This is a genomic window from Roseibaca calidilacus, assembly GCF_001517585.1.
GTDB lineage: Bacteria > Pseudomonadota > Alphaproteobacteria > Rhodobacterales > Rhodobacteraceae > Roseinatronobacter > Roseinatronobacter calidilacus.
Window position 1 is genome coordinate 32,367 of sequence record NZ_FBYC01000004.1, and the last position, 12,228, is coordinate 44,594.

Below are 12,228 nucleotides of genomic sequence, written 5' to 3' on the forward strand. Positions count from 1 at the left end.
GAATATCAAGAGACCCCTGCGACTTTGCCCCCAGTGTTTCGTCGGATGTACCAGGAATTCCTCCGGTTCCCGGAGCATGGGTCAAGGACGCCCAGCTTGGTCGACCTTCTTCACCATCTCAAACGGCTGGATGCCAGCTGCCCGAGTGAGGGGGACCTTGAAGGTGCGCCAGAGCTCTGCCGCTGGGCTCTCGTGCGCCGCCCCGCCTCAGCATACTGCCAGTTAACAGGATATGCAGCCGCACACCCCCGGTTTGAGTGGGGGGCACCTATTGTCACTTCATCGGTGTTCCAGCTGGACAGGGAATTCCGATGGGCACGCACCTGGAGCCGGTTCTACTTGCTCTCAGAATTTGCCCCGCCAACACTGCGCCGAATGCAAGCCGGTGGATTGATCAGCGGCGATGCAGAGCTGGTTGATCTCGGCTGATCTGGCAGATTTTGAAGAAGAGGTGAATTATGACGGTACTGATTATTGCAGACCTGCATTTAGACATGTGGACCGAGGCCGGCCGGGACCCGTTTGCGGGGCTGTCTGCGGCGGCATGGTCCGGTATCGAAGCCGTCATCGTCGCTGGCGATTTGACGAACAAGCCGCGGATCCGCTGGAAATACGCGATCCGACACCTTTCGAGATACATCGATCCCGGGCGGGTTCACATCTTGCCTGGGAACCACGATTATTACGATTTCAAACTCGACGGTGAGGACCGCCTGGCCGAAATCGCTCGATCGGAAGGAGCACATTTCCTGCAGAAATCGGAAGTCGTGATCGGCAACACGCGGCTTCTGTGCTGCACTTTGTGGACCGACTTTGCGTTGCATGGCGACGTCGCAGCGTCGCAAGCAATCGCGAAATCCCGCATGAACGACTACCGCTACATCCGCAACGCAGGCGCCGGCTACCGCCGCATCAGGCCATACGAGACAGCGGCAATTCATCAGGATCATCGATCATGGCTCGAAACCCGGCTGCCCCAGTCCCATCTCGGACCGACGGTGGTCGTCACGCACCATTGCCCGCATCCGCAGTTGATCAGCGCAACGCCAGGCGAACTCGACCCGATCTATGGCTCGGACCTGACCGGCCTGATTCAGCGTCATCAGCCCGAGGCGTGGATGTTCGGTCACACCCATTTCCAAGCCGAAACAGTCATTGGGCGCACCCTTTTGCGGAACGTCAGCCTTGGGTATCCGGACCAGGTCCTAACTGGGCAGGAAGGGCAGATATTGCGGCGAGGATTGATCGACCTTCAAAACCTCGAATGACATTAAGCTTATGGAATATCATGAATTTCTACACAGCTGATCCGCATTTCTTCCATGAGAACATCCTGAAATTCTGCAATCGACCGTTTCAAACCGTCGACGAGATGAACCGGAAAATTTTGCATAATTATCAATCCACTGTCGGTCCGGGGGACGATTTGTGGGTCTTGGGTGACCTCGCAGTATGCCATGTCAACATGGCAGATCGGCTGTCCGAAATGCTTGCATCGATCCCTGGTCGGAAGCACTTGATCGTCGGAAATCATGACAAACCATGGGTTCGCCGCCTACAGGATTGGTCGTCGGTACATGATCTGTTGGAAATCAACGATCAAGGCAGCAGAACCGTGCTCTGCCATTACCCGATGGTGACATGGCCCGGGGCTCGGCACGGTTCAATCCAGCTGTTCGGCCACGTCCACCAGAATTTTCCGGGCACGCGAAACTGTGTCAATATCGGGGTTGACCAGTGGGATTTCCGGCCGGTCACGTTGCGAGAAGCCAGGAAGCGAGCTGCGGGGCTCGAGGTGAACCCTTTGTGGGGACAGGTGGAACCCGGAGCGGAAATCTGATGCCGGGTTTGGCTGTTCTCAATCAAGAAGATGATCCACGGGCGATCTGGATCGCGATGGAGTGACAGAACCGCGTCGGGCAGGCGTCGAAAAGAGCCAAGTGTGTCGGATGCTGGGCTGCGCGCCGACGGCAGCTTTGCGCCGCTGTCCGATACTGCATGCTAAGAAACAGCTTTCGTCTCAAATCCAACCCGATCACGACATTTGCCTCATCGTGCCCTGCACCCCTCCGGTTGCCTCACGCCAACATTGATCCTGCCATCAGATGTTGATCCCTTGACGGAAAATCGACACGATCAAAGCAAAATAATGGAAAGACATGTTGAATGAATTTGGTTGCGCTTGTGATGCTTCAAGATAGTGAATTGACATGAAGGACATCGAACCAAATCCGCACTTGAACAAGATCGCCGCAGGTTTGATCGGGATTATGGCGTTGTCCTCTCTCCTTATTGCCTACGACAACTACACCTTGATGGGGAGCAGTGAGTGGCCTTTGGTTGCGGTTTTTGTGGGTATGGGGAGCATTCTCTTGTTGCATGCTCTCCGACTCCTGCGGAGCTCGCCGATGAATGCGGCGCGTTTGCGTTTTCGGTCAGATGGCTTCCGTTTGGAGACGAAACAGGTGTTCAGGGGCAGTAAGGTTGTCGAATTGGATTGGGCCGATGTCACCACGGTGACCTTGCACGATGCGAGCCTTTACGGGGGCCGTTCTATTAAAGTGGTGCATGGTCCCGCTGGAGACGTTGCCATGTTTGCGCCGGCATGGACCAATTGCTCTTCGGAAGTTGTTATTGACCGCCTCCAAGCCTCGGCAGAGGCCTCGGGCTATATGTTCGAAAAGGAGACTGGTGGATGGCGTTCTCTTACTCGAAAGCGCTGGACGGTGACTCAAAAGACATAGCTTTGGTCCGCATTTCGCGCAGAAATGGCATCCCACTTTCCACCCAAATTGCAGACGCGACATTGGAGACATATTCGTTGCGTCCGAGATCTGCTTTGGACGTAAAGCCGTCATCCAAAAATCTATGGCCAAGGTCTACTTCGTCCCTAAAGCAGCCGGAAAGGCGCCGGTCGTCAATGGGGTTTTGCGCAGCATCCAGTGCCCATTGTCACAGCTTGAACCCCATCCGGGTGCTGCTGCCTCCCGCCTGTTCGGATACGCTCATTGCAGGTTTCGGGCAGCAAAGGCGACATAATAGTGTGCGCTCGCAAGCGCCTTGACCCTTTGGTCGCACAGGATCGACAATACGCCGCCTCGGAAGCAATTGCGGCACAAAGGCTGGCGGGGCTGGCGGTCGATCCCGGCACCATTCGCGATTTCGACAGGTTCTGTTCTGGTGAGATCGATCTGGTTCAGCTGAGGGCGAGAGCGGAGAGCAGGTTCACGAGCTGAAAATACGCCATGTTGCTCGACATCTGACAAGAATGTTGGTCAGGTATTCAGGGGGCAACCCCGATTTTCACATGTCAACCCGGCGATCTCGAGCCCCACTTCATCCTCCGGGGCCACTTTAGTCTTACCTGGCCCACCTTGAACAGACGGACAGCTCTCCTGGAACCTGCCCATGACATGGGCGCGTTGTGCAAGTGATTGACCTGATCACTATCTCGAGGCGTTCGAAACCATGGCTGAAGCCCCGGTGACATTCTAGCGGACCTACTTGCGTTGACCAAGACATGCGCCGCAAGAGCGAGATGGAATTTCGCAACACTGGTCATATTCGGAATTTCCTGGGGTGCTGCACAACCAAGAAATGCAAAAACAACACTCATCACTCCAGCCGACCACCGCCCTGCAGCTTGCAGTATCGGTATGTTCCTTCGTGAAAGATGCGTGCTTCGGCTGCGATAATAAGGTTTTTCGCATTTTTTGCGGAGCGAGGCTCTTTGTTGCCTCTGATCGAATCATATAGCTCGAATAGCTGGGCTCACGCGGCCGAGTGCGCCGGAAAAGGCGTTTTGGTCGATCTTCCGGTTCAGAAAAATGAAGAGCATGGTCAAGAAGCCAGCTATTCGCATTCTTTTCAGCATCAAATGCTCCGCCATCCGCAAGCGGCGGCTACGCCCCATTGGTTCCGGGCTTGCGCTTTGGTGAGATGGTGCGGATCGGAGGGCGCGCAGTAGCTCATAATGTACTACGCAACGAGTTCCCTATGCACCCTTGTCCTGCTGGGCATATGCCCATGGCATCAGCGCATCGATGCCCTTGTCGAGATGGCCATTGGCCAGCTTGGTGAAGAGATCACGCAGATAGGCATAGGGTTCGACGCCGTTCATCTTGCATGTGCCGATCAGGCTGGCGAAGCGGGCCCAATTGCGCCCGCCCTCGTCGTGGCCGGCGAAGAGCGCGTTGCGGCGGTTCATGGCCGGGCTGCGGATGGCGTTTTCGACAAGGTTGGAGTCGATGTCGACGCGTCCGTCCTCGAGGAATAGCCTGAAGCCGTCCTGCCGTTTCAGCATGTAGGCCATGGCCTCACCGAGGTCGGATTTGCGCGAGACGCGGGCGGCCTGTGCCTTTAGCCAAGTGAAGAATTCATCGACAAGCGGGTGGGACATTTCCTGCCGGACAGCCCGGCGGCGGTCCGGGTCGAGCCCCCGGATGGCGTCCTCGATCTTGTAAAGCGCCGCGATCCGCAACAGCGCCTCGTCCACGATGGGCGATCCCTTCTTCGGCTTGGCCTTGATCAGCTTGCGCCTGCCGTGCGCCCAGCAGAAAGCCAGCTGCAGCGGATCGCCACCTGTGCGCTTGGATGTGGCCAGATGGGTATAGCCACCATAGGCATCGACCTGGATCGTGCCGTTGAAGCCGTCGAGGATTTCGGCGGCATACGCGCCTTTCCGTCCGGGACGATAATGGAACACCACACCCGGCGGCGCAGTCCCACCCCAACCGCGATCATCGCGCAACACGGCCCACAAATAGCCAGTCTTGGTCTTTCCACGCCCCGGGTCGAGAACCGGGGCGGTGGTTTCATCGACGTAAAGCCGCGTGCTCTCGGCCATCAGGCGCTTGGCCATGTGGTCAACGACAGGTGCGATCAGCGCCCCGGTACGGCCCATCCAGTCGGCCAATACGGATCGGTCGATCGGGACCCCGTGCCGCGCCATGACCATGGCCTGCCTGTTCAGTGGCATGTGCTCGGAATGCTTGGAGACGGCAATCTGTGCCAGCAACGCCTCGGTGGGCCAGCTGCCCTCCAACAGATGCGCAGGCGCCTTGGCTTGCACCACGCCTGTGCGCCCCTTGGGGCAGGCGTATTTCGGGCGGATCGTGACGATCACCTGATAGCGCGCCGGGATGTAATCCAGCCGCTCGCTCCGGTCTTCGCCAATCTTGACCATGTCCCCGCAGCCGCAGGGGCATGCGATACTTTCAGGCTCGACCACCCGTAGGGTGCGCGGCAGGTTTTCCGGCAGTGCCCGTGCCTTGCGGGGTGCGCGTGGTTTGCGCTTGTCGGGGTCTGTCTCGCTGACCGCGATCCTGTCTTCGACAGCGGCGATCTGCGCCTGTGTCTCGGCGATGGCAGTTTCCAGATCTTCCAGCGCCAATTCTAGCTGGGCGGGGTCCAGCTTCTCGGATTTCGGCCCGAACTTGGTGCGCCGGTAGTCCTGAACCTGGCCTTCCAGCTTCTCGATCAGCGCCTTCAGCTCGGTGATGAAGGCCTCCTTTTCGGCTACCACTGCCTGTTCATGCTGCCGTGCCGCGCGTTCAACCCGCGCCTCAAACTGTGCGGCGTCCAGCGCTGCCTTTTGGGCGGCAAAGGCATTCACCACCTCGGGCGGCAGGTCTGGAAACTGTCTGAGATCAAGTGGTTGCGACATGCGCCCTTCTACCAGATCCGGAACAGAAAGCCCAATAAAACAATGCCAAATTCGACCCGCTGAGTCATCCTGCCGCAGTCGGTGCCAGCACCCTTTGCGCCACCACCCGCCGCCAGTCCAACCCCTCGAACAAAGCCTCGAATTGCGCCCGAGACAGCCGCATAACCCCGTCCTGAATCTTCGGCCAGGCGAAGCTGCCCTGTTCCAGGACCTTGTAGATCAGCACCATTCCGGTGCCATCCCACACAAGGATCTTCAACCTGTCCCCGCGTTTTGACCGAAACACCACCGTCACCCCGGAATGCGGATCGAGCTTCAGCTCCGTCTGCACGATCAGCGCCAGAGCGTTGTGCCCACAGCGGAAGTCTACTGGCTTCGTCGCGATCAGGATCGGCAGCCTCTGACCCGCGACGATCATGTCGCCCCGCGCAATGCACGCACCAGCGCCGCCGCGCGCTCCACTGTAACATCACCGGGAATACGCAAGCGCAGGTCGGACCCGACCTCAATCGTCAGCACACCAGAGCCATCCTGCGCGGCCGCGGCCGTGGAAAACACCGGCTGATCCATGGGCTCGGGCAGAATTGACAGCGGCACAAAGGCAGGCTCCGCCGCCTCCGACGCAGGCGATCCGTTCAGCGCATCCATCAGGTCACCCGGCAAAGCCAACCGACCCTGTCGGGCATGGCGACGCCAATCTGACAGGTGATGTGGGAGCAAATCGTATTTGCGTGCCACATCCACAACCCGCGCCCCAGGCTGATAACTCTCCGCGACAATCTTCGCTTTCACTTCCGATGGCCATCGGCGATTGCGCCGTCGCGGTTCAACAATTTCACACCGACCCATAAATCCGTCGCCACCATCCGCCATGCGAAACCTCCATCTGCGCGCGCAGACCTTCTCGCAGGCATGCCACGCGTCAGGAACAGGACAAATCAATGGGGCGTGGCCGTCGCTTACCGCCATCCACCTACTGTCGATTGTGAACTCCAGCCAACCACCCACAAGCCGTGTAATTTCAGCCCATCCAATTCAGTTTGAGAAAGAATTGGATTTCCGTTTTTCGCACAAACCCACCCAAGCCATTAATTTATTTAATTTTTTATTTATTTGTCATACGTTCCGGCCGCAAAACACGTCCCAGGAGAAAGGAGCGGAAAAAATCAGCATGGACCGAACGGAAAAGAAAACGCCGGGATGCTGGAGCATCCCGACGTTGTCTTTTGAAGGCAGGCAAAAGCCAACCAAACTGACTATGGCAAGGTAGCAAAACGGGCGGCGCTCCGCAAGTTTCAACCTATGGTTTAAGCCCGCCGAATTCCACTCGGCTTTCTCGCAAATCTGATCGACCCGGCCATCCGCACGTATTCGCACGTGCCGGAAATGAAGGTTGCATGACCGTTTCTCATCCCAAACCCAGGACGCTTTGGCGGCCCTTTTGAACACGCCTCATCCCTGAATAAAAACAGCATAGTATAAAGCAGCACTATATGCCTGAAAAAACCACGCCGCAGACTGACAAGAAGGCCAGAACGGAGCCAGCCAACACTGCCCCCCGTTTGTTGCAAGACGATCTCGATGAGGCAGCTCGTGGCTACAGTCCAGTCGGTGAAATCTGCAATCGCCTTCTGCAAGCCATGAATTCGCTATCAGGTGTGCCTGACCAGATTCACGGCAGCATCGCTCAGAGCATAACGGACATTCTTGCAGCCCATGCCGCAATAGAGGCTGAAATTGAAGCTTCCAAGGGGTTGATAACCGCTTTGAAAAGAGACTTGCGCAAAACCAAGGGCAGTTTGGCAAAGCTTAGGGAAATGCATTTTGGTCAAAGCTCTGAGCGGGTTGCACCTGAACTGTTGACAGATATGTTTGAGGATCACTTTGAGGACTACGAGGGCCTGGTTGACGATGCCGATCAGGCCAAAGGCCGACGGGCACGAACTGTCCCAACAGACATTCCCATCACAACAGTTGATCATTTCCCCAAAAATCGCACCTGCCGTGGCTGCGGGAGTGAGATGCCTTCGATTGGGTCAGAGACAACGACACGGACAATTCTGGTCCCCGAACATGTCAAGATCGTCAAAGAGGTTTATCATCGTTGCGCCTGCAACAAGGAGCGGTGCAAGGATCATGGGCCAGTCGCGGCGAAGTCGGAACACTTTATCATGCGCGGGCGGACATTATCGGCGGGCCTTGTGGTTGAGGCGGCCATTCAAAAGTATCATGAACATTCCACTCCATATCGCATGGAGCGTCGGCTCAGTGCCCAAAATCTCAATATTTCTCGATCAACCCTTTATCGAAATATCGCTCATCTCGCAGGTTTTTTGCGGCCAGTTGCCGATCTGATATTTTCGGAAATCCGAGAGTGCGAGGTCGCTTTCATGGATGAAACACCCATTCGCGTTCAACCTGTTCAAAAGAGTGCGAAAGGCAAATGCGATTTGGGTTACCTTTGGGCGATCGGAAATGACGAACGCAATTGGAACGATCACGCAAAGCCGATGGTCTATTTCCAATATGCGCCGACACGCAGCGGCAGTGTTGCACATGAAATGCTCGACAATAGTGCCGTGCGCTACCTGCAAACAGATGGGTATTCGGGTTACAATGCCCTGTTTGACACCAAACGCGGCAATGATGTGATAATCTCGGTGCGCTGCATGGCGCATGCCCGGCGCAAGTTCATGGATGCCTTAAAGCAGCAAGGCAGCCCGTTGGCTCAGCGGGTCGTCAGGAAGATTGGCAGTTTGTACAAGATTGAAAAAGACATTATCGGAAAACCGCAGGAAGTCCGCACAGCAATCCGGCAGGAAAAGGCGCTGCCAATTCTGCTATCCATTCAATCCGAATTGTTGCACCATCAAAGCGATGCTCATGGGCAGATTTCGACCGCGATCCAATATACGTTGAAAGCCTTTGACGCCCTTTGTAAATATGCGTTTGACGGGCGCCTCGCTATCGATAGCAATACAATTGAACGCAGTATCCGGCCTGTCGCCCTCACCAAAAAGAACTCACTGTTTGCAGGTTCACATGAAGCGGCAAAAATCTGGGCAACCTATTTTACGTTGATCGAGACCTGCCAGCTGAATAGGGTGAACCCAAGGTCCTACCTGAATTGGGCGGTCGAAGAGATTGAGCGGTGCCGCGGAGACATTGATCATACTCGACTCATGCCGTGGCATTGTCCGAGCGGGCATTTCATCAAATAGCTGTTTGTACAGCCTTTGACGGCGAAGGCCGCAAGCACCGGAACTTTGCCAAGGGTTCCAGCCCAAACCCATTGCATCGACGGATTCGCCGATAATCATCAATCGGACGAACCGCTTTGAGGAATGGCAAACATTAGCCAACCCGCTCGGAACCGGTGACCTTGTTGAACACCCAAGCTGCCAGTGGACCACCTATCTGGCCACACACAACAACCCGCCATCTCCTCCGAAATAACTCTCGAAACAGATGCTTTGAAGTGGGCAATAGTTCACGAATCGTCCTCGTGAACAATCCTTCACGAGCCATCCCATCCAGAAACCGCCCACTGATTTTGTTGCCCCACGGGGTCTATGCACCGCTTACCATTGACCGATGTCTTACTGCGCGGGTGGCCAGCGCCCTTCGGCGACCATTGCGCGGACCTGATCGGGCGCACCACGACCGGTGCCTTCGTGCCTTACAGAAAGGTGAAGGGCTTGTATTCGTGCAGCAACTCATCGAATGCGCCCCACTGGAAGACCGCGACACCACGGTCGTCCTGATCCCTTGTCGGGTCGAAAAACTCGTTGCTATCCTCAAAATAGACCCCCCCGACATTCAGACCGATGCCCATGAACAGGACCGTCCCAAGACCCAGAAACACCTGACCCGACGCGCGTTCAAGCGTCTGGAGGACTTCGCGCGGCGGCGTCTCGTAGATGTTCATGTCCCCGAACCAGACCCCGGCCACGCGCCGCGAGGTGTCGATGGTCACCAAAACACCGCCCACATAATTGCACATCGGCAGGTCGATGCCCCGGAATTCCACCAGCGACCCGTCATAGGCGGGGTCAGTGCGCATAGGGGCCCCCATGACGGGGATCGCCGCCACCTCGGCGGCGTTCATCCCCAAATACAGCGGTCCCATGCCATTATAGCCACGAATATCCCACTTCATGTCAGTCCTCACATGATGATGCCATTGCGGGCGCAGGCATCCTTCGTTGCGGGGCGGGTGGCCAACGCCTCTCGGCTACCATGGCGCGAACCTCGTCGATCGGGTAGACGCACGACAGCAGGTCCCGGTCGGCCAACACGGCGCGAACATCTCCGAGCGCGCGCGCTCGGGGTCCATCGCCGTTGATGCGCGATGTGGTGGCCAGCCAGGGCAGGGTCATTCCCAACCGGTTTGCCGCCATCGGATCAGCCCCGCGCTCCAGCAGGAACAGCACAACTGGCCAGATATCTGCCATGGCAGCATAAAGGGCCGGAGTGGAGTCCTGAAAGCCGCGGATGTCGATGGGTAGGCCGGCGTCCAGCAGTGCCGTGATCTGCTGGGTATCTTCCTCCATGACATGCTGGAAGATGATCGACTGCCCGCGGACGTCAAGCGCATGCATGTCTGTTTCTGTCATGGTCGTGTGCAACTCTCTGGTAAATCCAATAGAGGCGAACAGCACCACCAAGGGTCGTGTCGCGAATGCTGTGGAAATTTCCTGGCGGCCATCTCCGGGCATGTGATCTTTCGGTTTCTCAGGCGGCGAGGTCAAGAGGCATGGGTTCGAGGGGCTGAGACAAGGTTTCCCAGCCATCGACCTTGCGCATCTGGATCTGGCCGGAGGCGAGCAGCGCCCAGAGCAGCATGGGCACGGTCTCTGCGCAGGGCAGCACGGTCTGGGTCTTGATGCGGCGGCGGAATTCCCCGTTCAGGCGCTCGATGGCGTTGGTGGTCCGGGCCGATTTCCATTGTGACGGGTCGAGGCGGGTGAAGGTGAAGAGCCGATCTCCGGCTTCCTCCAGACTGTCAGCGACCGCACGGCACTTTAGCCGCCATTTGCGCAGGAAGGCCTTTCGGCGCGTCTCAATCTCGGCCGCGGTGTCGGCATAGATCATGTCGCGGTAGTCCTCGGTCAACTCGTCGTGGAGGTGCTTCGGGGCATGGGCCAGGAGGTTGCGATGCTTGTGAACCGTGCAGCGCTGGATCGGCAGGTCCTCGCCCCACAGCGCCACGAGGGCGGCCTCCAGTCCCGGGGCGCCGTCGACGATCACGAATTCGGGCCGCTTCAAGCCCCGTGCATCGAGGTCATCGAGGAACTGCCGCCATGCGGCCTTGCTCTCCCCGCCCATATTCCTGATGGAAAGCAGCACCTTCTGACCATCGCGGCGCACCCCGATTGCGGCCAGCACCGAGATGTTCGTGGCTTTCCGGTCCAGCCGGGTCTTGATCACGGTGCCATCGAGGATCAGCCGGACGATATCCTCGTCGGCCAAGTTACGCGCGGACCAGGCGTCCCAGTCGACCTTCACCTTGCGCCAGGCACGGCTGACCACGTCCTTGCTGACGGCACCCTCGAACAGCCCGAACAGCGCTCGCTTGACGCGCCGGGTGTTCGTACCTGCGAGATAGACCGCTGCGATGAGGGCCTCGGCCTTCTTCGTCAGCCGCTGGTATCGGGGCAGCGCTTTCGACCGCCACTCCGTTACCTTGCCTGTCTCATCTGCAACGCGGGCGCGAGGCACGATGACCGTCTCAGTCCCGAAGGTGCCGGTGAGTTGCCGTTCTCGGTGCCCGTGGCGATACCCTTTCGTGACTCCATCGCCCAGGTCATAGCGAAGACGGCCGAGGAAGCTGGCAAGCTCCTCCTCGAACACGGCTTCGATGGTCGCACGGACGTTCGCCCGCAACCGATCCTCGATCGGGTCAAACCCGGCCTCATGGGCCAGTAGCGCAAAGCTCGCAGTGTCGGTAATCTGGTTCATGGCGTGATCTCCCTGGCGGTTGCAGCCGCCGGTTGGGTGGGTGTCAGTTCACCCGGAGATTACGCCGCCCTCGAATTTCCACCAACTCCGAGACACGACCCCACCAAGCTACCAGCCATAAGTCCTTGTCCGATCAGCCGGAGACTCATGGTGGCCAGTCCCCTTCTGCGTCCATCGCGCGGACCTGCGCAGGCTCGTAGATGCGGCTCAGAAGCCCCGCCTGCGCCAGATGCGCTCGCACAGCATTCAGCGGCGGGCCAAAGATGCCATCTGGGTCCATGCGGGTCGAACTGGCGCGGTAAGGCAGCGTGAAGCCACGCCCGTCCGCCACATCCATGCGCGCGCCACGCTCGATCAGATACAGCACCATCGGCCAGTTATCGACGATCGCGGCGGCCAGCACAGGGGTCGCACGATGATAGCCCCATGCCTCGATATCACCGCCGGCATCCAGCCATGCCCCGACAGCGGCCTCGTCGCGTTCCTTGATCAACCAGAAGATCCCCGGCAGCCCGTCACGGCCTTTGGCGGTTATATCAATATGCGTTTGCGGTATGGCCACACTAGGCAGAAACATTTTCAGTGCCAATAACATAGCATAC

The 12,228-nt window shown here is 57.9% G+C and carries 13 protein-coding genes; 6 read left to right on the top strand and 7 right to left on the bottom strand.

The features are described 5' to 3' along the window. Positions 1 to 45 precede the first annotated feature (45 nt). The 5 genes from AWT76_RS17255 (at position 46) to AWT76_RS17260 (ending at position 3,236) form a co-directional block, all read left to right on the top strand. Positions 46 to 429: a DUF6634 family protein gene (locus AWT76_RS17255; RefSeq protein ID WP_407071416.1), complete on the top strand. Its 384-nt coding sequence runs from the start codon at positions 46 to 48 to the stop codon at positions 427 to 429. 29 nt (positions 430 to 458) lie between these two features. Further along, on the top strand, positions 459 to 1,268 hold the full coding sequence (locus AWT76_RS03615) for a metallophosphoesterase (protein WP_072244997.1): 810 nt from the start codon (positions 459 to 461) through the stop codon (positions 1,266 to 1,268). Between the two features lie 20 nt (positions 1,269 to 1,288). Then, the gene (locus tag AWT76_RS03620) at positions 1,289 to 1,840 is read left to right on the top strand and encodes a metallophosphoesterase (RefSeq protein ID WP_245638764.1); all 552 of its coding nucleotides are present in this window, start codon (positions 1,289 to 1,291) and stop codon (positions 1,838 to 1,840) included. A gap of 370 nt (positions 1,841 to 2,210) precedes the next feature. Then, on the top strand, positions 2,211 to 2,744 hold the full coding sequence (locus AWT76_RS03625) for a hypothetical protein (protein WP_072244999.1): 534 nt from the start codon (positions 2,211 to 2,213) through the stop codon (positions 2,742 to 2,744). Positions 2,745 to 3,041: 297 nt separating this feature from the next. Beyond that, positions 3,042 to 3,236, top strand: coding sequence for an antitoxin VbhA family protein (locus tag AWT76_RS17260; protein ID WP_072245000.1), 195 nt, complete (start codon positions 3,042 to 3,044; stop codon positions 3,234 to 3,236). A 758-nt stretch (positions 3,237 to 3,994) separates the two neighbouring features. Here the strand turns inward: AWT76_RS17260 and tnpC (AWT76_RS03635) are convergent. From tnpC (AWT76_RS03635) to tnpA, 3 genes are all read right to left on the bottom strand, one after another. Then, positions 3,995 to 5,665: an IS66 family transposase gene (gene tnpC / locus AWT76_RS03635; protein ID WP_072245002.1), complete on the bottom strand. Its 1,671-nt coding sequence runs from the start codon at positions 5,663 to 5,665 to the stop codon at positions 3,995 to 3,997. Between the two features lie 64 nt (positions 5,666 to 5,729). Then, positions 5,730 to 6,083: an IS66 family insertion sequence element accessory protein TnpB gene (gene tnpB / locus AWT76_RS03640; protein WP_072245004.1), complete on the bottom strand. Its 354-nt coding sequence runs from the start codon at positions 6,081 to 6,083 to the stop codon at positions 5,730 to 5,732. After that, the gene (tnpA, locus tag AWT76_RS03645; RefSeq protein WP_072244159.1) at positions 6,080 to 6,538 is read right to left on the bottom strand and encodes an IS66-like element accessory protein TnpA; all 459 of its coding nucleotides are present in this window, start codon (positions 6,536 to 6,538) and stop codon (positions 6,080 to 6,082) included. Before tnpA ends, tnpB begins: the two co-directional genes overlap by 4 nt. 620 nt (positions 6,539 to 7,158) lie before the next feature. Here tnpA and tnpC (AWT76_RS03650) point away from each other — a divergent pair. Continuing rightward, positions 7,159 to 8,886 carry an IS66 family transposase gene (tnpC, locus tag AWT76_RS03650; RefSeq protein WP_072245006.1) on the top strand — a complete coding sequence of 576 codons (1,728 nt, stop codon included), beginning with the start codon at positions 7,159 to 7,161 and terminating at the stop codon, positions 8,884 to 8,886. Positions 8,887 to 9,344: 458 nt separating this feature from the next. Here the strand turns inward: tnpC (AWT76_RS03650) and AWT76_RS03655 are convergent, their stop codons facing one another. From AWT76_RS03655 to AWT76_RS03670, 4 genes are all read right to left on the bottom strand, one after another. Beyond that, positions 9,345 to 9,824: a hypothetical protein gene (locus AWT76_RS03655; RefSeq protein WP_072245009.1), complete on the bottom strand. Its 480-nt coding sequence runs from the start codon at positions 9,822 to 9,824 to the stop codon at positions 9,345 to 9,347. A gap of 1 nt (position 9,825) precedes the next feature. Continuing rightward, positions 9,826 to 10,281 carry an ankyrin repeat domain-containing protein gene (locus AWT76_RS03660; protein ID WP_218055469.1) on the bottom strand — a complete coding sequence of 152 codons (456 nt, stop codon included), beginning with the start codon at positions 10,279 to 10,281 and terminating at the stop codon, positions 9,826 to 9,828. A 118-nt stretch (positions 10,282 to 10,399) separates the two neighbouring features. Further along, positions 10,400 to 11,626 carry an IS256 family transposase gene (locus tag AWT76_RS03665; protein WP_072245012.1) on the bottom strand — a complete coding sequence of 409 codons (1,227 nt, stop codon included), beginning with the start codon at positions 11,624 to 11,626 and terminating at the stop codon, positions 10,400 to 10,402. 145 nt (positions 11,627 to 11,771) lie between these two features. Further along, on the bottom strand, positions 11,772 to 12,203 hold the full coding sequence (locus tag AWT76_RS03670) for a hypothetical protein (RefSeq protein ID WP_141655868.1): 432 nt from the start codon (positions 12,201 to 12,203) through the stop codon (positions 11,772 to 11,774). Positions 12,204 to 12,228 lie beyond the last annotated feature (25 nt).

Excerpts from the sequence above, each read along its gene's own strand:
- AWT76_RS03665 (WP_072245012.1), bottom strand. The coding sequence starts at position 11,626 with ATGAACCAGATTACCGACACTGCGAGCTTTGCGCTACTGGCCCATGAG.
- tnpB (WP_072245004.1), bottom strand. The coding sequence starts at position 6,083 with ATGATCGTCGCGGGTCAGAGGCTGCCGATCCTGATCGCGACGAAGCCA.
- tnpC (WP_072245002.1), bottom strand. The coding sequence starts at position 5,665 with ATGTCGCAACCACTTGATCTCAGACAGTTTCCAGACCTGCCGCCCGAG.
- AWT76_RS17255 (WP_407071416.1), top strand. The coding sequence starts at position 46 with ATGTACCAGGAATTCCTCCGGTTCCCGGAGCATGGGTCAAGGACGCCC.
- AWT76_RS03620 (WP_245638764.1), top strand. The coding sequence starts at position 1,289 with ATGAATTTCTACACAGCTGATCCGCATTTCTTCCATGAGAACATCCTG.
- AWT76_RS03625 (WP_072244999.1), top strand. The coding sequence starts at position 2,211 with ATGAAGGACATCGAACCAAATCCGCACTTGAACAAGATCGCCGCAGGT.
- AWT76_RS03655 (WP_072245009.1), bottom strand. The coding sequence starts at position 9,824 with ATGAAGTGGGATATTCGTGGCTATAATGGCATGGGACCGCTGTATTTG.
- AWT76_RS03660 (WP_218055469.1), bottom strand. The coding sequence starts at position 10,281 with ATGACAGAAACAGACATGCATGCGCTTGACGTCCGCGGGCAGTCGATC.
- tnpC (WP_072245006.1), top strand. The coding sequence starts at position 7,159 with ATGCCTGAAAAAACCACGCCGCAGACTGACAAGAAGGCCAGAACGGAG.
- AWT76_RS03615 (WP_072244997.1), top strand. The coding sequence starts at position 459 with ATGACGGTACTGATTATTGCAGACCTGCATTTAGACATGTGGACCGAG.
- tnpA (WP_072244159.1), bottom strand. The coding sequence starts at position 6,538 with ATGGCGGATGGTGGCGACGGATTTATGGGTCGGTGTGAAATTGTTGAA.
- AWT76_RS03670 (WP_141655868.1), bottom strand. The coding sequence starts at position 12,203 with ATGTTTCTGCCTAGTGTGGCCATACCGCAAACGCATATTGATATAACC.